Source organism: Aeromonas sp. s3 (genome assembly GCF_040907805.1).
GTDB classification, from domain to species: Bacteria; Pseudomonadota; Gammaproteobacteria; order Enterobacterales; family Aeromonadaceae; genus Aeromonas; species Aeromonas dhakensis.
Genome location: NZ_JBFOCQ010000028.1, coordinates 389,880 through 407,458 on the forward strand (window position 1 = coordinate 389,880; position 17,579 = coordinate 407,458).

Consider the following 17,579-nt stretch of genomic DNA (forward strand, 5'->3'; position numbering starts at 1 on the left):
CCCGAGCGGGATGCAGGGCGGCGGGCAAGCAGACGTTCCAGCCAAACGGCATCACAATTTTTCTGTCCATTGCGGCCTCACTGCGCATTCATCAGCACCACGGCGCCGGTGACCAACATGTTGAGCAGGGTCAGCGGCAGGCAGACTTTCCAGCCAAACGACATCACCTGGTCAAAGCGCGGGCGGGGCAGAGAGGCTCGCAGCAGGATGAAGAACACCATGAAGCAGGCGGTCTTCAGGGCAAACCAGATGAAGGGCGGCAGCCAGGGGCCGTGCCAGCCACCGAAGAACAGGGTCACGATGAGCGAAGAGATCAGCACGATGCCGATGTACTCACCCACGAAGAAGAGACCCCACTTCATGCCCGCATACTCGATGTGATAACCGTCAGCGAGCTCCTGCTCGGCTTCCGGCTGGTCAAACGGATGGCGGTGGGTGACGGCGACGCCAGCAAACAGGAAGGTGATGAAGCCCAGGAACTGGGGGATGATGTTCCACAGTCCTGCCTGGGCTTCCACGATATCCCGCAGGTTGAAGCTGCCGGTCTGGATGACGATGCCCATCAAGGAGAGGCCGAGGAACACCTCGTAGGAGAGGGTCTGGGCCGAGGCGCGCAGGCTGCCGAGCAAGGAGTACTTGTTGTTGCTCGACCAGCCGGCGAACAGCACGGCATAGACTGCCAGCCCCGCGATGGCCAGGATGTAGAGCAGTCCCACGTTGAGATCGGCCACGCCCCAGGTGGGGGTGATCGGCACCACCGCAAACGCCAGAATGAAGGCGGTAAAGGCGATGATGGGGGCCAGCACGAAGATCCGGCGATCGGCGAAGGGCGGGATCCAGTCCTCTTTGAAGAACATCTTGATCATGTCGGCCGCCAGCTGCAGCAGGCCGAAGGGGCCTACCCGGTTGGGGCCGTAACGATCCTGCCACAGCGCCAGCAAACGGCGCTCGATGAAGCTCATGAAGGCGCCGGCCCCCACGATCCCCACCAGCACGATCAATGCCTTGCCGATCTCCAGCAACAGATCGATCAGAGAGTCGCTCATGCGATGGCCTCCTGCAGGTTGGCGAGATATTGCTGGTGCAGGGCGGTCGGCAGACCGTTGACACCAAGCGGCAGACCCACCAGACCGGCAGCCAGATGCTCGCTCAGACGCAGGGTCAACCTCCAGTGGTGGCCACCCCAGGAGAAGGCGACCTGGCTGCCGGCATTAAGGGAGAGACGGTTGGCGTCGGCCGGGTTCAGCACCAGTACGGGCTCGCTCATGCGGGCCTGGATGACCGGGCTTCTGGCAGAGAGCTCTTCGCCGCCAAACAGCTGGTCATAGCTCACCACCTGCAGCGCCTCTTTGGCGCTGAACGGGGCGGGAATGGTGTCGAACCAGCCGAGGCTCTCCTCGCCCGCTTCCAGCAGACGGCGACCGGGATCCCCGGCGCGCAGGTTGCCACCCACCTCGTCCTGGAACTTGTTCCAGGCGGAGGGGGAGTTCCAGCCCGGCGCCCAGGCGAATGGCACCTGTTGCAGCGGCTGGCGGGCACCGGCGTAGCCTTCCATGGAGAAGTTGAAGGGCGAGTCGGGATCCTGGGCGACTCTCGGCTCGCTCACGTTCTGATCCGCCAGCATGGAGGTGCGGCCACTGTAGCGGTGCGGCTCGCGGGCGAGCTTCATGCCGCGGATGCGCAGACCGGCGTTGGGCGCGGCCTCGCGCATGCTGGTCAGCAGCGGGGCGCTGGCGGCGCAGGCACTGCTCACCTCGTCGAAGGTGTTCCAGCGCAGCGGTTTGCGATCCAGTGCCCCTTGCAGGGCGGCCAGCCAGCGCCAGCTCTCGCGCACCTGGATGTCGGCGTCGTAGAAGGCGGGGGCATAAACCTGGAAGAAGCGCTGGGCGCGGCCTTCCATGTTGATGAGGGTACCGTCTGCCTCGGCGAAACTGGCGGCAGGCAGCACCAGGTCCGCCTTCTGGGCGGTGCCGGTGTCCTGATGGTCGACCACCAGCAGGTGCTGCAGACGGTCGATGGCGGCATCGACGCGGCTGCGCGGTGCGCGGCGGTAGAGATCGTTCTCGAGCATCACCAGCGCGAGCTTCTCTTCTCTTTCGATACGCTCGAGGGCGCCTTCCAGCGGGGCGGCATTGCCGGCCAGCATGGCCAGCCCCAGGCTGTTGGTCTCCTGGGCGACCAGGGCGAGCTCCACGGCCTGGCCACGGCCCTTGAGGGCGCGGGCGATGTTACTGGCCGCCTCAAGCAGCGCCTGGCTGCGGGCACCGGTGCCGGCGATGATGAGCGGCTTCCTGGCGTTGCCGAGCAGCGCGGCCCAGCTGGCGGCCAGGGCCTGCTGTTCGGGGGCGAGATCGGTCAGGGCAGGGGCGCTGCCATCAAGAAGATGGGCGATGGCGAAGCCGAGGCGCGCCTGATCCGCGTGGGGGGCGTGCAGGGTGCCGCTCGCCACGTCGTCCAGTCGGGTGGTGTCGAGACTGGTGATCAGCAGCGGGTAGCGCTCGTTCTGGGCCAGGGTCTGCACCGCGGCGACCTGCCACAGATCCACCTTCAACTTGCGGGCGATTTCACGGCCCTTGCCCTTGACTGCCTGACGCAGGGCCAGAGCGATGCGGGCGGCGGTCTGGGTGACATCTTCGCCGAGCACCAACACGGCATCGGCCTCTTCCATGTCACGCAGGCTGGGGGTGCGTACGCCGCCGTGCTGCAGGATCTGCAGCATCTTCTGCAGGCACTCCCATTCGCTTTGCTCGACGCCGCTGTAGAAGTTGGCGGCGCCCACCAGTTCGCGCAGGGCGAAGTTGCTCTCAAGCGATGCCCGGGGGGAGCCGATGCCGATGACGCCGGCGGCGGTGCGCAGGGCATCGGCGGCCCGGTTCAGGGCACCGTCCACCGTGATGGCCAGCCTGTCACTGCCATCCTGCAGCAGGGGCTGGCGCGGGCGGTCGGTCAGATTGACGTGGCCGTAGCCGAAGCGGCCGCGGTCGCACAGGAAGTAGTGGTTCAGGGCGCCGTGATAGCGGTTCTCGATGCGGCGCAGCTCGCCATAACGCTCACCCGGGCTGATGTTGCAGCCGACCGAGCACCCCTGGCAGATGCTGGGGGCGAACTGCATGTCCCACTTGCGGTTGTAGCGCTCGGAGTGGGTCTTGTCGGTGAAGACGCCGGTGGGGCAGACCTCCACCAGGTTGCCGGAGAACTCGCTCTCCAGGGTGCCATCCTCGACCCGGCCAAAGTAGACGTTGTCGTGGGCGCCGTAGACCCCGAGATCCTCGCCGCCGGCGTAATCCTTGTAGTAACGGACGCAGCGATAGCAGGCGATGCAGCGGTTCATCTCGTGGTTGATGAAGGGGCCCAGATCCTGATTCTGGTGGGTGCGTTTGGTGAAGCGGTAGCGCCGGCTGTTGTGGCCGGTCATCACCGTCATGTCCTGCAGGTGGCAGGCGCCACCCTCTTCGCACACCGGGCAGTCGTGGGGATGGTTGGTCATCTGCCACTCCACTACCGTCTTGCGAAACTCCTTCGCCTCCTCATCCTCGATGGAGATATAGGTGCCATCGGTGGAGGGGGTCATGCAGGACATGACCAGGCGGCCGCGCTTGTCGTCGGCATTCTGATACTGCTTCACCGCACACTGGCGGCAGGCGCCGACGCTACCGAGCGCCGGGTGCCAGCAAAAATAGGGGACGTCCAGCCCAAGGGAGAGACAGGCTTGCAGCAGGTTATCTGCCCCGTCTACCTCGAACTCTTTACCGTCTACATGAATGGTGGCCATACAACTTCCCTGACTTCAATGAGATAAATTCTGTGGCTCGCGCCGGTTCAGCGGGCGCACTGTGCGCCTTACCAGCGCTCGCCCAGCAGGTTGGGCTGGATACCCTTGAGCTGCTTGTGGCTATCCTGCGGCGCCCTGACGCCGGCCTCGAATTCGGAGCGGAAATACTTCATCGCACTGCCCAGCGGCTCGATGGCGCCAGGGGCATGGGCGCAGAAGGTCTTGCCCGGGCCGAGGAAGCTGACCAGCTGCTCCAGGGTGGCGAGATCCCCAGGCTGACCCTCGCCTCGCTCCAGCGCGCGCAGCAGCTTGACGCTCCAGGGCAGGCCGTCGCGGCAGGGAGTGCACCAGCCGCAGGACTCGCGGGCGAAGAACTCTTCCATGTTGCGCAGCAGGGAGACCATGTTGATGCTGTCATCCACCGCCATGGCAAGGCCCGTGCCCATCCGGGTGCCAACCTTGCCGATGCCGCCGGCATACATCTGGGCATCCAGGTGTTCGGGCAGCAGGAAGCCGGTACCGGCCCCGCCCGGTTGCCAGGCTTTCAGGCGATAGCCGGGCTTCATGCCGCCGGCGTAGTTCTCGAACAGCTCGCGGGCGGTGATGCCAAACGGCAGCTCCCACAGGCCGGGGTTGTTGACCTTGCCGGAGAAGCCCATCAGCTTGGTGCCGTGATCTTCCGAACCCGGCAGCGCCAGCCCCTGATACCAGGCCACACCGTTGCCGATGATGGCGGGGACGTTGCACAGGGTCTCGACGTTGTTGACGCAGGTCGGCTTGCCCCAGACGCCGGAAACAGCGGGGAAGGGGGGTTTGGCGCGCGGGTTGGCGCGCCGCCCTTCCAGGGAGTTGATGAGCGCCGTCTCTTCGCCGCAGATGTAACGGCCGGCGCCGGTGTGGACGAACAGCTCGAAGTCAAAGCCCGAGCCCAGGATGTTCTTGCCAAGGAGCCCGGCGGCCTTGGCCTCTTCTACCGCCCGGCGCAGGTTGGTGGCGGCATCGACGTACTCGCCGCGCAGGAAGATGTAGCCACGGTAGGCCTTGAGAGCCTTGGCCGAGATGATCATCCCCTCGATCAGCAGGTGAGGCAGTTGCTCCATCAACAGCCGATCCTTGTAGGTGTTCGGCTCCATCTCGTCGGCGTTGCAGAGCAGGTAACGGATGTTCATGCTCTCGTCTTTGGGCATCAGGCCCCACTTCACGCCGGTGGAGAAGCCGGCGCCGCCGCGGCCCTTGAGGCCGGCATCCTTGACGGTGCCGACGATTTCATCAGGGCTCATCTGGCTCAGTGCCTTGCGGGCCGCATCGTAACCCTGCTTGCTCTGGTATTCATCCAGCCAGACCGGCTGGCCGTCGTCGCGCAGCCGCCAGGTGAGGGGATGGGTCTCGGCGGCGCGGGCGATGCGGTTGGCGGTACCAAGGGATGCCAGACTCATGGGTAAGCCTCCAGGGTCTTGAGCAGGCTGACGGCGTCGAGCCCACCGTAGGTGTCATCGTCGATCATCAGGGCCGGCCCCTTGTCGCAGTTGCCGAGGCAGCAGACCGGCAGCAGGGTGAAGCGGCCGTCGGCGGAGGTCTGGCCGGGGGCCAGGTTCATCACCTCTTTCAGGCCGGCCAGCAGTTGCTCATGGCCGTTGATGTAGCAGACCATGCTGTCGCAGACGCGGATGATGTGGCGACCGACCGGCTGGCGGAAGATCTGGCTGTAGAAGGTGGCGACCCCCTCCACGTCGCTGGCGGGGATACCGAGCTCGGCGGCGATGGCGTGGATGGCACCGTCAGGAACCCAGCCGCGGGCCTGCTGCACTATCTTGAGCGCTTCGATACTGGCGGCACGGGGATCTTCATAGTGGTGTTTCTCATGCTCGATGGCATCGCGTTCTGCCTGGCTCAGGACGAAATCGTTCCCCTTGCCCTGGCATGAACTCTGTCCCTGCGGGGACGGATTGTGTTGGCACTGACATTGCTGGCTCATGGCATAACCTTTTGTGGCTTGTTCTTGTTGTCGTGTAACGGCGCTTGGTAACAGCCGTTACTCAACGGTCCACATCCGACATAACGAAATCGATACTGCCCAGATAGACGATGAGGTCCGACACCATCTGGCCACGGATCACCGAGGGGATCTGTTGCAGGTGAGCAAAGCTCGGGGTGCGGATCCGGGTCCGGTAGCTCATGGTGGAGCCGTCGCTGGTCAGGTAATAACTGTTAATCCCCTTGGTCGCCTCGATCATCTGGAAGGATTCGGCGGCCGGCATGACCGGGCCCCACGACACTTGCAGGAAGTGGGTGATCAGGGTCTCGATGTCCTGCAGGGTGCGCTCTTTGGGCGGCGGCGTGGTGAGCGGGTGATCCGCCTTGAACGGCCCCTCCGGCATGTTCTTCATGCACTGCTCTATGATGCGCATGCTCTGGCGCATCTCCTCGATGCGCACCAGGGCGCGATCGTAGGCATCGCCGTTGGAGCCGACCGGTACCTCGAATTCGAACTGATCGTAGCCGGAGTAGGGGCGCCACTTGCGCACGTCGAAGTTGAGCCCCGTGGCCCGCAGACCGCCGCCCGTGGTGCCCCAGGCCAGCGCCTGTTCGGTGGTGTAGGCGGCGACGCCTATGGTGCGGCCACGCAGTATGCTGTTGCGCATGGCGGCCTTCTCATAGTCCATCAGCCGCTTGGGCAGCCAGCTCAGCAGGTTGTCCTGCACCAGTCGCTGCCAGCCGACGGGCAGATCGTGGGCCACGCCGCCGATGCGGAACCAGGCCGGATGCATGCGGGCGCCAGTGATGGCTTCGATGATGGTGTAAATCCGCTGCCGGTCGGTGAAGGTGAAGAAGACCGGGGTCATGGCGCCCACGTCCTGGATATAGGTACCGATAAACAGCAGGTGACTCTGGATGCGGAACAGCTCAGCCAGCATCACCCGGATCATGTCGACCCGCTGTGGCACCTTGATGCCGGCCAGCTTCTCGACCGCCAGCACGTAGGGCAGGTTGTTCATCACGCCCCCCAGGTACTCGACCCGGTCGGTGTACGGGATGTAGCTGTGCCAGGACTGGCGCTCGCCCATCTTCTCGGCACCGCGGTGGTGATAGCCGATGTCGGGCACGCAGTCGCGGATCTCCTCGCCATCGAGCTGCAGTACCAGGCGGAAGGCACCGTGGGCGGAGGGGTGGTTGGGGCCCAGGTTCAAGAACATGTAGTCCTCGTTCTCGTTGCCCCGGCTCATGCCCCACTCTTCCGGTTTGAACATCAGGTTGCCCTGCTCCATGTCCTGCTTGGCGGCATCGAGCATGAAGGGATCAAATTCGGTGGCGCGCGCCGGATAATCCTTGCGCAACGGGTGACCCTGCCAGCTCTTGGGCATCATGATGCGGGTCAGGTGCGGGTGACCGTCGAAGTTGATGCCCATCAGATCCCACACTTCCCGTTCATACCAGTTGGCGTTGGGGAAGTGACGGCTGACGGTGGGCAGCGTCAGATCCCCCTCCTTGAGCGGCACCTTCAACATCAGGTCGGCGTTGCGATCGATGGAGATGAGGTGATAGAAGACGGTGAAGTCGCTGTCGGGCAGATCGTGACGATGGCTGCGCATCCGCTCGTCGGTGGCGCTCAAGTCAAACAGCATCACGAACGGGGAGGGCAGCTTTTTAAGGAACCCCATCACGTCCAGCAGCAGCTCGCGGGAGAGCCAGACCACCGGCACGCCGGTGCGGGTATTCTGGATGGTGAAGCGTTCGGCACCGAAATGGGCAAACAGCTCGCCGACTACCTGAGCGTCTTTGTGATCACTCGGTTGCCACTGGGCCATGGCGTAGTTGCTGGGAAATTCTCGAGTCAGTTTCATGGTCAGATCTCATCCGGCGTGCGCAGGTTGGTGACGTTGATCCGCTCGCCACGCTTGCGGTCCTTCTCGGCAGGCATCTGGGGGCGATAGATGCCCTGATCGCCCACCACCCAGGAGAGCGGACGGCGCTCCTTGCCGATGGAGTCCTGCAGCAGCATCAAGGCCTGCAGGAATGCCTCGGGACGGGGCGGGCAGCCCGGAATGTAGACGTCGACCGGCAGGAACTTGTCGACGCCCTGAACGACCGAGTAGATGTCATACATGCCGCCCGAGTTGGCGCAGGCCCCCATGGAGATGACCCACTTGGGTTCGAGCAGCTGTTCGTACAGACGCTGGATGACCGGGGCCATTTTGATGAAGGGGGTCCCTGCGATCACCATGAAATCGGCCTGGCGCGGTGAGGCCCGGATGACTTCGGCACCGAAGCGGGCCACGTCGTGAGGAGAGGTGAAGGCGGTACACATCTCCACGTAGCAGCAGGAGATGCCGAAGTTGTAGGGCCAGAGGGAGTTCTTGCGGCCCCAGTTGACCGTGTCCTGCAGCACCTCTTCTAGGCGCCCGATCATGATGCCGCGTGAGGCCTCTTGAGCCAGGGGATCCTCGACGGTCTGGCGCTGTTCCTGGGGGTAGCGCTCAACCGGCGCATCCGGGTCAATCCGGGTCAGGGTGTACTTCATGGTGCAACCTCAAAGGGATAATCAGTAATTCAGTCTGGCTTCTTGTCGGTCAGGACGCGTTTTTTCGGTGCCCAGTCGAGGGCGCCAATGCGCCACAGGTAGATGAGGCCTACCAGCAGCAAGGAGATGAAGATGGCGGCCTCGATGAAGCCGACCCAGCCGCTCTCCCGAACGGAGACGGACCAGGCAAAGAGATAGAGCGCCTCCACGTCGAAGATGACGAAGAACATGGCAACCAGATAGAACTTGGCGGAGAAGCGCAGACGGGCATTGCCCACGGAGTCCACGCCTGATTCGAAGGGCTTGTTCTTGGCTCGGCCGTAGGCGCGGCCTCCCAGCAGGGCTGCCAGGCCGATCATGATCAGGCAGATACAGATGGCCCCAACTACATAGACAGCAAAAGCCCAATGCTGGACAGCAATATCAGCAAACATAGGAGTTTTCCCTAACCAAATTAATCACGAGACTTAACAAGGATGTTACGTATTATGCCACTTCGATACTGATTTACATGTCATTTCAGGGGATTAATTATTAATCAGCGGGAGGAAAATCGTATTTTGCAAGCGGGGTCAATGTTCCTATTTGAGAATCATTTTCACTCGCTTTTGTAATGGGGGGAAAATCGCAGGGCAGTTCGAAAAATAAACTAATCGAGAAAAACGAGACCCCGCCGGGCGGGGTCTGCTGGATCAGGGTTTGAGGACGGGGAGGGACTCTTCGGCGGCCTTGCCCTGGGAGAGGGTGATCTCGACCCGGCGGTTGGCCTGCCGGTGTTCCGGGGTGTCGTTGGGATAGCGGGGCTGGGCATCAGCCACCCCCTGTGCGATGACTCGGGAGGCATCGAGCTTGGGATTGGTGAGCAGGGTGTGCACGATGGAGGCCGAACGCAGCACCGACAGCTCCCAGTTGCTGCGATAGAGTTCCACCGGCGCCTGGGTGTTGTCGGTGTGACCTGTGACCACCACCTTGCCCGGGATATCCGCCAGAATGCCGGAGATCTTGTTGACCAGCGGAATGAACTGGGGCTGCAGGAAGGCGGAATCGGCCGGGAACAGCGCCTTCTCACCGATGCGGATCACCAGCTGGCTGCCGAGCTGCTCTACCTCCAGATCCTTGGATTCGATCTGCGCCTTGAGCTGCTGCTCCAGCTTCTTCTTGGTGACCTGCACCCACTCCTGTTCCTGGGTCTTGTGGGGCCAGGACTCCGTCGCGCTCGGCTTCTCCGCGGCGCCTATGGTCTCGTTGAAGGGATCCGAGGCCGCCGCGGGGGCATCTTTCTCCAGCACCGTCTCCTTCTCGGGGCTGCTCGGGGTGGTCTTGGATTCCGGCTCAAGAATGCCGGTTCCCCCTTGCATGACCGGTGAACCGGCGGGAGGAGAGATCAGGCCTATTTTACCCAGCGACTCGATGAAGCCTTGGATCAGCACCCGGGTTTCAGACTGCTTGGCCATCGCGAAGGAGTAGAGCACCACGAACAGGGCGAACAGCAGGGTCATGAAGTCGGCATAGGAGACCAGCCAGCGTTCATGGTTCTCCGGTGCCTCAGCCTTTTTCTTTTTTGCCACCGTGGCCTCCTAAGTAGGGTTCGAGGGTGACTTGCAGACGTTGTTGGGATTCGCCGTCCACGATGCAGAGGATGCCGGTCAGGGTCATCTCCTTGTAGTGGCGGATCTGATGGGCAAAGGCCTTGTAGCGGTTGCCGAAGGGCAGGAAGATGAGGTTGGCGGCCGAAACCCCGTAGATGGTGGCGATGAAGGCCACCGCAATGGCGCCCCCCAGCTTGTCCGGGGCATCCAGCAGGCCCATGGCGTGAATGAGGCCAAATACCGCCCCCACGATCCCCATGGTCGGGCAATAACCCCCCATGGCCTCATAGAACTTGACGGTCTGCTCGAGATCTTCCTGCTCGAACTCGATCTCGTTCTCCAGCACCTCGTGGATCTTGGTCTTCTCGTAGCCGTCGACCATCATCTGCACCCCCTTTTGCAGGAAGGGGTCCTTGATGTCGTCGATCATCCCTTCTAGGGCCAGCATGCCGCTGCGTCTGGCGTTGCCCGCCAGGTTCTCCAGCAGTTCGGCCTGCTCCTGCATGTCGAGTTTGAGAGGGGTCAGCAACCACTTGAAACGCTTGAGGGTGCTGCCGACGACGGAGAAGGGGAACTGGGTCAGAGCGGCACCGACAGTACCACCGATCACGATGAGGAAGGCGGGCAGATCGAGCAGGGCGCTGGGGTGGCCGCCCTCGATCATGTTGCCGCCCAGAATGGCGATCAATGCCAGAACCAGGCCGATTAAGCTCATTTATTACACATCCCTGAAGATTGATAATGGCTAGTGTAGCTACTTAAGTATCAGTTTTTCAAAATGATATCCAATCGGTGAGCAATAACGCGCGTCAGCGTCAGCTGCCACCTGGGAGAGGTGTTTTCCGGATGGAAAGGGGTGTGCCACCAAGGTGGACGTTGCTGCCAGCAGAGGGAATTTGGCGGTGCTGTGGTCTTGCGTTTGAGGCACTTGGCTGCAGAGGCTAGCTGGCGGCGGAACGTCACTATCAGCCATCAGGTTGGCCGTTCAAATGGGCGATGAGATCGGTGCGCCATGGAGTGGATCATTGCCAGCAGGACTGCCTGGAGGATAGATAGTGGCTGCTGGCCTGCTCTACGCTGGGTGAGAGGGCCGCTTTCGTCAGAGTCTGAAAGCAAAAAACCGACTATCAGGTCGGTTCTTTAACATTTGGCGGTGAGGGAGGGATTCGAACCCTCGATACGTTGCCGTATACACACTTTCCAGGCGTGCTCCTTCAGCCACTCGGACACCTCACCAAATTTTGGTCTGTTGTTTAACGTGCTCAGCCAGCACCTCGTTCGTTGCGCCGTTGCGCTGGAACGGGGCGTAATTTAGGGGAAAGGGCTGCCGGGGTCAACCACTTTTCCCCTTATTTTTCATAATCTTTATCGAATGCTTATCCCTTGAACAGAATGCCGGTTTTTTAATCCTGTTCAGGGCTTGTCGAGGATGATCAGGCTGTCCGGCAGCTCGTTCTGGTCCCGGGTGGCGGGGAAGGCGTCGGTCAGAATGGCGCTGGTCCGCTCGATGCACTCGAGGAAACCCTGTTCCACCTCCTTGTTGCGCACCCGGCGGGTGAAGTCATCGATGATCTCCTGCCACTGGGCGTTGTCGATGTGCTGGGCGATGCCGTCATCCACCAGGATCTCCACGTAGTGCTCGGCCACCGAGACGAAGATCAGCACCCCGAGCCGATCCCGGGTGCGGTGCAGCCCTTGCTCGACAAACTGCAGGCGTGCCATCAGGGCTGCCCTGTGCTGGCGCACCTGTTTCGGGATCAGGTACATCTTGATAGGGGTCCAGTGGAACAGGATGCTCAACACCAGCCAGACCGACCACTGCACCAGCAGGATCTCGTACCAGCCGAGCCAGAAGCCGAGCTCGAACACCAGCAGGGGTGTCAGCATGGCCAGCAGGGCCGCCCACAGGGTGGGGATGTAGCGATAGCCGTCGCTGGCGGGGGCCAGCACGGTCACCAGCTCGGCATCGGTTGCCTGTTCCGCCTGTTTGACCCTGGCCTGCAACGTGTGAAAGAACTGTTTCGAAATCATGTGTCGTCTCTTAATCCCTGTTACCAACCACCGGAAGCGCCGCCGCCACCAAAACTGCCGCCCCCTCCGCTGAAACCACCGCCACCACCAAAGCCGCCGCCGGAGCGACCGGCACCGAAGCCACCGGCGAGGTAAGCTGCACGACGCCGGCCACCTCGACCACCGCCGCCGCCACCGCCACGCAGGTTGTGCAGCACGATCATCACAATCACCATCAGGATGAACAGCCAGGGGCCGCCCAGCTTGTCCTTGCTGGCGTTGTCTACCGGTTTGTACTCGCCCGCCAGCGCCTGCATGATCGCCTGGCTGCCAGCCACCACCCCGGCCACCATGTCGCCGCGCTTGAACGCGGGCAGGATCCGGGTCTGGATGATGTTGGCGGCGATGGCGTCGGGCAGGGCCCCTTCCAGTCCGTAGCCCACTTCGATGCGCACCTTGCGCTCATCCTGGGCGATCAAGAGCAGTACGCCGTTGTCTTTGCCTTTCTGACCGATCCCCCAGTGGCGGCCGAGCTGATAGCCGTACTCTTCGATGGTATCACCCGCCAGCGTGTCGATGGAGACCACCACCAGCTGGATACCGCTGCGCTTCTCGAACGCCGCCAGCTGCTGGGTGAGCTGGTGGGCCTGCTTGCGGGACATCAGGTTGGCCTCGTCCACCACCCGTCCGCTCAGGGCGGGGAAGGTGGGGGCGGCGGACACCACCGCCGTCCACAACAGCAGGCAGGGCAGCAGGGCACGGATCACGTGGTTCATTGGAAGCTGACCTTGGGCGCCTCATCGGCACCGGGCTTGGCGCTGAACGTGGGTTTGGCCTCCAGATCCGAGTAGAGCAGCTTGGACCAGATGACACCCGGGAAGGTGCGGATCTCGGTATTGAATTGGCGTACCGCCTCTATGTAATCGCGCCGGGCCACCGAGATGCGGTTCTCGGTGCCTTCCAGCTGGGCCTGCAGGGTGAGGAACTGCTGATCGGCCTTGAGCTCGGGATAGCGTTCGACCACCACCATCAAGCGGGAGAGGGCGCCGGAGAGCTGGTTCTGGGCCGCTTCAAACTCCTTGAGCTGGGCAGGATCGCTCACCTGCAGGCTGCCGACCCGGGCTCTGGCATCGGTCACCGCCTTGAGGGTCTCCTGCTCGTGGCTGGCGTAGCCCTTGACGGTGGCCACCAGATTGGGGACCAGATCGGCGCGGCGCTGATACTGGTTCTCGACCTGGCCCCAGCTCGCCTTGACCTGCTCATCCAGGGTGGGAATGTTGTTCATGCCGCAACCGGTCAGGCCCAGCAGCAGCGTCAGGGTCAACAGGGCGCGGGTTGCCCGTTGCCAGAGTGAAGTGCCCATCTTGTTGTTCTCCATTGATATTTTTTACAGATAACGGTTCACCATACCAGCTTGTGGTCAACCGCCACAACGGGCGGGCAGCCTGGGTTTGTGATAAGCCATCGAAACCTTGGGCAACTGCGGCTTGTCCTTGAGCCAGGAGGCCAGCTCGGCACCGCAGCCGTTGCCGGGCGGGATCGGGGCCTGGGGTTGGCAATCCGGGCTGTCGGCCGGGCAGCGCAGGCGCACATGAAAGTGGCTGAAGTGGCCGACCCAGGGACGCAGCTTGCCGACCCAGGGCTCATCGGCCGCCCGTTTGCATACCTCGGCCTTGAGCACAGGGTTGATGAAGATGCGGGCCACCTCGGGCTTGCTGGCCGCCAGGCGCAGCAGATTGAGCTGCTGAGGGCCGAAGCGTCCGGGCAGTACCCGGTAGCTGGGTTCGTCGATCAGCGCCCACTCCTTGGGGGCATCCTGCTCCCAGCGAGAGATGGGCTGGTTGGCCATGCGAAACCAGATGTCGGCATCGAGGCCGGTCTGATGGCTGCGATGGCCGGAGGTGAACGGGCCGCCGCGGGCCATGGCGAGATCGGCAATGTAGAGATCCGGCATGCCGGCCATGCGGGTCTGGTTAGCCAGGGTGGTGAGGTAGGCGATGAGTTCGGGGTGGCCGTAGTAGCGCAGTCGTTTGGTGCGGATCACCTGATAGCCGGGGCCGCTCAGCGGCAGCGCCACTCCATTTTTGAGGCAGCCGGCGGCGTAGCCGCCAATGGCCTCGGCCTGGCGGGGGTGAGGTTCGGCAAGAAAGGCACTGGCCATGAAGAGCAGGGTGGTGGCAAGCATGAGACTCCCGACAAGCGTGCAAATGGACTCAGATGGAGGGAATCATATCAAGAGTGCGGCGAAGCCGTCATCCAGCTGGCGGCACGGGTTGCATCCTGCGGGGCGGCTCGCGCACAATGCGCGACAAAAATGGCGCGCCCAAGCGTCTATGGACAAGGAGAGATGAATGAAGGTCAGTGAGCTGGTGAACAAAACGGGGCTGGTCTGGCTGATGCCCCCCGCCCGCCGTTTCTATCCGGTGATGGCGGTTTTGCTGCTGGCGAGCCTGCTCACCGTGCTGGCCGCCATCGGTCTGGGTTACCCACAGATGGGGCTGCTGCCCTGGGTCGGGCTGGTGTTCGGCGGTATCGTGCTGCTGATGATGGTGCTGCCTCGCAGCTGGCAGCGCTGGCGGCTGGCGGAGCTGGCCTGGGACGAGACCCACCTCTATCTGCTCAATGGCAGCAACGATCAGGCGCTGGCGCTGCCCAGGGCAGCATTGGTCGGGGTCGAGCGGGATCGCAAGGTGGGCCACGATGGTCAGTGGCTGGCCTTCAGCCTGGATCTGGCGCTCGATGAAGAGCAACTGGCCGCCGCCATCGCGCTGATGGGGCTCGGCCGCGAGGGAACCCACGCCGTGGCACCCGGTATCTATCGTTTCGGCTTTAAGCGGGCCTGGCATGGCCGGCGTACGCTGCAGGGGCTGCTGGACGCCCTGCTCCCCATATGAGCTGACTATTTTCTCGACAATCCTTGCCAAAGCTCAGATACTGCCAGTGACTCGAATTGATCTTGTCCGCTCTGTTCGCCCAACAGATCAATGAGTTGAGTAAACGGAGCGGGGAAGTGCCCGGACACGACGTCCCGGCAGGTCCGGCATGGGGGGTGTGCCCTTACCTTTGTGTTGGTGATTGGATAGAGAAGGCACCTTGAATCGAGAGTGGATGGCATGAAGATTTACGTAGGTAATCTGTCGTACCGGATGACGGCCGACGAACTGAAAAGCGTGTTCAGCCAATTTGGGCAGGTAGACAAGGTCGATATCATCATCGATCGCGATACCGGTCAGTCCAAGGGGTTTGGCTTCATTGAAATGCCTGTCAATGGCGAGGCCGAAAAAGCCATCGCCGGTTTGCATGGCACCGAGATTGGTGGCCGTACCATTACGGTCAACCAGGCCAAACCGAAGACAGATGCACCACGTGGTCGCCCCCAGCGTCATCGCTGAGCTGCCTCGATAACGCAAAACGGCATGGGTTTCCCCATGCCGTTTTTGTTTGCGCCTCTGGCCGGTTCGTCAGGGCACGTCGTAGCCGAGCGCCGCCTTGCGGATGCGGAACCACTGCTGACGGCTGAGGACTATGGACTGGGAGGCCACGGCGGCGGCGATCCGCTCCCGCTTGCCGGAGCCTATCAGCGGCAGTGGCTGGCTTGGCAGCATCATGACCCAGGCATAGACCACCTGCTCGATCTGCTCGGCGCCCACCTCATGGCGGATCTGCTCGAGCTCGGCGCGCAGCGGGGCATATTCGGGGGCCTGGAACAGGCGTCCCCCCCCGAGGCAGGACCAGGCCATCGGCTTGATGCGCAGCTGCTGGCACTGATCCAGGGTGCCGTCCAGGGTGGTGCTCTGATTGAGCGGCGAGATCTCCAGCTGGTTGGTCACCAGCGGGAAGGGCAGGCGTGACTGCAGCAGCTCGAACTGACGGGCAGTGAAGTTGGAGACGCCGGCATGCTTGATCTTGCCCGCCTGCTTGAGGGTGATGAAGGCGTCGGCCACCTCGTCGGCATCCATCAGGGGATCCGGGCGGTGGATCAGCAGCAGATCCAGGTGATCGGTGCCGAGCTTTTGCAGAGAGGCCTCGGCGCTGGCGATGATGTGCGCCTTGCCGGTGTTGTAGTGATTCAGCGCGTGCTCCGGCTTGGCGGTGAGGGCGATGCCGCACTTGCTGACGATCTCCATCCGGTTGCGCAGGGAGGGGTCAAGGCGCAGCGCCTCGCCGAAGGCCTGCTCGCACTGGTAGCCGCCATAGATGTCGGCGTGATCGATGGTGGTGACCCCCAGATCCAGGTGGTACTTCATCAGATCCAGCAGGGCGCTCGGGGAGAGCTGCCACTCCATCAGGCGCCAGTAGCCCATGATGAGACGGGAGAAGGTCGGGCCTTCGGGGTGGAGGGGGAGGCGAGATACGGACATGGAGGCTCCTTGGCTCATAAGGGTAAAAAGATGCTGCCCGCATCTTGGTCTCTTCTGGTTGGCAAGGCAATAATGCGGCTTTTGTTAATTCGAACTTTGGTTCTGAGGGAGAGGAAATGGACGGTTTTGCCGAACGCTTGCAGAGCTTGATCGGAACGGGCAGCGTCAGCGCCTTTGCCCGCAAGGTGGGGTTGAGCGAGGCTCTGATCCGTAAATATCTGAAGGGGGCTGAACCCGGGCTTGGCAAGGCGAACCAGATTGCCATGGCCGCCAACTGCTCGCTGGAGTGGCTCGCCACCGGCTGTGGCTACCTCTATCGGCAGGCGGAGGTGGTGGATCGGGAAGCCCTGGAGGCGGCCGGCAGCCTGTTGCAGGAGCAGAAGCCCGGATTGTCGCTGCCGGAAGCAGACGCGCAGGTGATCCTGCTCGCCTATTACCAGTTCTTGCGCAGCCACAAGCAGGCTGACGGGTTTCTCGATCTGGCGCGGGCCCGCGAATTTGGCAGGCACCTGCATGAGGCATAAGCCCGGATGGGGATGGCCCGGCTACGGCCGGGGATTATTCTGATACCCTCTAAACAGATGAGGGCAGCGGGGAGAGGGCGATGGGCTATCTGATCTTGGGCAGCGGCGGCTTGGGCACGGCACTGGCACATGAGTTGTCCGCTCGCGGCGAGGAGCTGGTGCTGGCTGGCCGGCAACTGCCAAAAGGGGTGGATCCCGCCTGTTATTTTCCGTTGCAGGAGGTGGACGCACTCTCCTTCGATGCCCTGTTCACCCTCTATGACACGACTGCGTTGCCGAGCGTGGTGATCAATACCATAGGTCTGCTGCACGACATCAACTTCATGCCGGAGCGGCGAGTGGAGGAGGTCAACCCCAGGTGGCTGTGCGACAGCCTGCTGGCCAATGCCTGGCCGCATCTGGCTCTGGCCGCCTGCCTGAGCCGGCGCATGACGCCGGACACCCAGCTCTGGCTCTGCACTCTCTCCGATCTGGCCGGCAGCCTCGGCGCCAACGAGACGGGCAGCCGTTACAGCTACCGGATGAGCAAGGCGGCGCTCAACATGGGGGCGAAAACGCTGGCCCACGAGTGGCGCGAACGTTTTCCCACCGCCGGGGTGATCACCGTCCATCCCGGGCTGATGGATACCCCCATGAATCAACCCTTCCTGCATGAGCTGGCGACCGAGACCCTGCAGGATCCGGCGCTGGTGGCGCCGCGTCTGCTTGATCTTCTCAACCAGCTGTCGCCGGCCCAGTCCGGCAGCTTCCTCGACCTGCAGGGCCAGCCGCTGCCCTGGTAAGCCGTCACCGGCTTCACATTCC

Annotated in this window: 18 protein-coding genes and 1 tRNA gene; 4 read left to right on the forward strand and 15 right to left on the reverse strand. The window is 62.7% G+C overall.

Annotation, left to right across the window (positions count from 1 at the left end):
• Nucleotides 1-77: 77 nt before the first annotated feature.
• The 14 genes from nuoH to mepA form a co-directional block, all read right to left on the reverse strand.
• Nucleotides 78-1,046 carry an NADH-quinone oxidoreductase subunit NuoH gene (nuoH, locus tag AB5Y98_RS16835; RefSeq protein WP_005299829.1) on the reverse strand — a complete coding sequence of 323 codons (969 nt, stop codon included), beginning with the start codon at nt 1,044-1,046 and terminating at the stop codon, nt 78-80.
• Nucleotides 1,043-3,772 carry an NADH-quinone oxidoreductase subunit NuoG gene (nuoG, locus tag AB5Y98_RS16840; RefSeq protein ID WP_368232309.1) on the reverse strand — a complete coding sequence of 910 codons (2,730 nt, stop codon included), beginning with the start codon at nt 3,770-3,772 and terminating at the stop codon, nt 1,043-1,045. The genes nuoH and nuoG overlap by 4 nt, the downstream gene beginning before the upstream one ends.
• A gap of 68 nt (nt 3,773-3,840) precedes the next feature.
• Nucleotides 3,841-5,208, reverse strand: a complete 1,368-nt coding sequence (gene nuoF / locus AB5Y98_RS16845) for an NADH-quinone oxidoreductase subunit NuoF (RefSeq protein ID WP_368232310.1) — start codon at nt 5,206-5,208, stop codon at nt 3,841-3,843.
• The gene (gene nuoE, locus AB5Y98_RS16850) at nt 5,205-5,747 is read right to left on the reverse strand and encodes an NADH-quinone oxidoreductase subunit NuoE (RefSeq protein WP_005299836.1); all 543 of its coding nucleotides are present in this window, start codon (nt 5,745-5,747) and stop codon (nt 5,205-5,207) included. Before nuoE ends, nuoF begins: the two co-directional genes overlap by 4 nt.
• 61 nt (nt 5,748-5,808) lie before the next feature.
• The gene (gene nuoC, locus AB5Y98_RS16855) at nt 5,809-7,614 is read right to left on the reverse strand and encodes an NADH-quinone oxidoreductase subunit C/D (RefSeq protein WP_099358379.1); all 1,806 of its coding nucleotides are present in this window, start codon (nt 7,612-7,614) and stop codon (nt 5,809-5,811) included.
• Between the two features lie 2 nt (nt 7,615-7,616).
• Nucleotides 7,617-8,291: an NADH-quinone oxidoreductase subunit B family protein gene (locus AB5Y98_RS16860; RefSeq protein WP_005299840.1), complete on the reverse strand. Its 675-nt coding sequence runs from the start codon at nt 8,289-8,291 to the stop codon at nt 7,617-7,619.
• 29 nt (nt 8,292-8,320) lie between these two features.
• On the reverse strand, nt 8,321-8,725 hold the full coding sequence (locus AB5Y98_RS16865; protein ID WP_010634271.1) for an NADH-quinone oxidoreductase subunit A: 405 nt from the start codon (nt 8,723-8,725) through the stop codon (nt 8,321-8,323).
• A gap of 258 nt (nt 8,726-8,983) precedes the next feature.
• Nucleotides 8,984-9,859, reverse strand: a complete 876-nt coding sequence (locus AB5Y98_RS16870; protein ID WP_025201829.1) for a flagellar motor protein MotB — start codon at nt 9,857-9,859, stop codon at nt 8,984-8,986.
• A complete protein-coding gene (locus tag AB5Y98_RS16875; RefSeq protein ID WP_005299846.1) occupies nt 9,837-10,595 on the reverse strand; it encodes a flagellar motor protein in 759 nt (252 codons plus the stop codon). Before AB5Y98_RS16875 ends, AB5Y98_RS16870 begins: the two co-directional genes overlap by 23 nt.
• A 433-nt stretch (nt 10,596-11,028) precedes the next feature.
• A tRNA-Ser gene (locus AB5Y98_RS16880) sits at nt 11,029-11,116 on the reverse strand.
• Between the two features lie 177 nt (nt 11,117-11,293).
• Nucleotides 11,294-11,911 carry a TPM domain-containing protein gene (locus tag AB5Y98_RS16885; protein WP_010634269.1) on the reverse strand — a complete coding sequence of 206 codons (618 nt, stop codon included), beginning with the start codon at nt 11,909-11,911 and terminating at the stop codon, nt 11,294-11,296.
• Nucleotides 11,912-11,931: 20 nt separating this feature from the next.
• The gene (locus AB5Y98_RS16890) at nt 11,932-12,666 is read right to left on the reverse strand and encodes a YgcG family protein (protein WP_024943458.1); all 735 of its coding nucleotides are present in this window, start codon (nt 12,664-12,666) and stop codon (nt 11,932-11,934) included.
• Nucleotides 12,663-13,268, reverse strand: a complete 606-nt coding sequence (locus AB5Y98_RS16895; protein ID WP_017784544.1) for a LemA family protein — start codon at nt 13,266-13,268, stop codon at nt 12,663-12,665. The genes AB5Y98_RS16890 and AB5Y98_RS16895 overlap by 4 nt, the downstream gene beginning before the upstream one ends.
• Before the next feature lie 42 nt (nt 13,269-13,310).
• Entirely contained in the window at nt 13,311-14,075 is a 765-nt protein-coding gene (gene mepA, locus AB5Y98_RS16900) for a penicillin-insensitive murein endopeptidase (protein WP_010634266.1), read from the reverse strand.
• A gap of 166 nt (nt 14,076-14,241) precedes the next feature.
• Between mepA and AB5Y98_RS16905 the strand changes: the two genes are divergently transcribed.
• Nucleotides 14,242-14,784: a hypothetical protein gene (locus AB5Y98_RS16905; protein WP_024943459.1), complete on the forward strand. Its 543-nt coding sequence runs from the start codon at nt 14,242-14,244 to the stop codon at nt 14,782-14,784.
• Between the two features lie 219 nt (nt 14,785-15,003).
• On the forward strand, nt 15,004-15,282 hold the full coding sequence (locus AB5Y98_RS16910; protein WP_026141388.1) for an RNA-binding protein: 279 nt from the start codon (nt 15,004-15,006) through the stop codon (nt 15,280-15,282).
• Between the two features lie 69 nt (nt 15,283-15,351).
• On the opposite strand, the gene AB5Y98_RS16915 is transcribed toward AB5Y98_RS16910, so the two are convergent.
• Nucleotides 15,352-16,251 (reverse strand): aldo/keto reductase family oxidoreductase, encoded by a 900-nt coding sequence (locus AB5Y98_RS16915; protein ID WP_005299866.1) that lies wholly within the window; start codon nt 16,249-16,251, stop codon nt 15,352-15,354.
• Between the two features lie 116 nt (nt 16,252-16,367).
• Between AB5Y98_RS16915 and AB5Y98_RS16920 the strand changes: the two genes are divergently transcribed.
• Together AB5Y98_RS16920 and AB5Y98_RS16925 are read left to right on the forward strand one after the other, a co-directional pair.
• A complete protein-coding gene (locus AB5Y98_RS16920; RefSeq protein ID WP_010634263.1) occupies nt 16,368-16,775 on the forward strand; it encodes a helix-turn-helix transcriptional regulator in 408 nt (135 codons plus the stop codon).
• A gap of 80 nt (nt 16,776-16,855) precedes the next feature.
• Nucleotides 16,856-17,557: a short-chain dehydrogenase gene (locus tag AB5Y98_RS16925; protein ID WP_024943461.1), complete on the forward strand. Its 702-nt coding sequence runs from the start codon at nt 16,856-16,858 to the stop codon at nt 17,555-17,557.
• The last annotated feature ends 22 nt before the right edge of the window (nt 17,558-17,579 follow it).

Excerpts from the sequence above, each read along its gene's own strand:
- nuoH (WP_005299829.1), bottom strand. The coding sequence starts at position 1,046 with ATGAGCGACTCTCTGATCGATCTGTTGCTGGAGATCGGCAAGGCATTG.
- nuoG (WP_368232309.1), bottom strand. The coding sequence starts at position 3,772 with ATGGCCACCATTCATGTAGACGGTAAAGAGTTCGAGGTAGACGGGGCA.
- nuoF (WP_368232310.1), bottom strand. The coding sequence starts at position 5,208 with ATGAGTCTGGCATCCCTTGGTACCGCCAACCGCATCGCCCGCGCCGCC.
- nuoE (WP_005299836.1), bottom strand. The coding sequence starts at position 5,747 with ATGAGCCAGCAATGTCAGTGCCAACACAATCCGTCCCCGCAGGGACAG.
- nuoC (WP_099358379.1), bottom strand. The coding sequence starts at position 7,614 with ATGAAACTGACTCGAGAATTTCCCAGCAACTACGCCATGGCCCAGTGG.
- AB5Y98_RS16860 (WP_005299840.1), bottom strand. The coding sequence starts at position 8,291 with ATGAAGTACACCCTGACCCGGATTGACCCGGATGCGCCGGTTGAGCGC.
- AB5Y98_RS16865 (WP_010634271.1), bottom strand. The coding sequence starts at position 8,725 with ATGTTTGCTGATATTGCTGTCCAGCATTGGGCTTTTGCTGTCTATGTA.
- AB5Y98_RS16875 (WP_005299846.1), bottom strand. The coding sequence starts at position 10,595 with ATGAGCTTAATCGGCCTGGTTCTGGCATTGATCGCCATTCTGGGCGGC.
- AB5Y98_RS16885 (WP_010634269.1), bottom strand. The coding sequence starts at position 11,911 with ATGATTTCGAAACAGTTCTTTCACACGTTGCAGGCCAGGGTCAAACAG.
- AB5Y98_RS16890 (WP_024943458.1), bottom strand. The coding sequence starts at position 12,666 with ATGAACCACGTGATCCGTGCCCTGCTGCCCTGCCTGCTGTTGTGGACG.
- AB5Y98_RS16895 (WP_017784544.1), bottom strand. The coding sequence starts at position 13,268 with ATGGAGAACAACAAGATGGGCACTTCACTCTGGCAACGGGCAACCCGC.
- mepA (WP_010634266.1), bottom strand. The coding sequence starts at position 14,075 with ATGCTTGCCACCACCCTGCTCTTCATGGCCAGTGCCTTTCTTGCCGAA.
- AB5Y98_RS16905 (WP_024943459.1), top strand. The coding sequence starts at position 14,242 with ATGAAGGTCAGTGAGCTGGTGAACAAAACGGGGCTGGTCTGGCTGATG.
- AB5Y98_RS16910 (WP_026141388.1), top strand. The coding sequence starts at position 15,004 with ATGAAGATTTACGTAGGTAATCTGTCGTACCGGATGACGGCCGACGAA.
- AB5Y98_RS16915 (WP_005299866.1), bottom strand. The coding sequence starts at position 16,251 with ATGTCCGTATCTCGCCTCCCCCTCCACCCCGAAGGCCCGACCTTCTCC.
- AB5Y98_RS16920 (WP_010634263.1), top strand. The coding sequence starts at position 16,368 with ATGGACGGTTTTGCCGAACGCTTGCAGAGCTTGATCGGAACGGGCAGC.
- AB5Y98_RS16925 (WP_024943461.1), top strand. The coding sequence starts at position 16,856 with ATGGGCTATCTGATCTTGGGCAGCGGCGGCTTGGGCACGGCACTGGCA.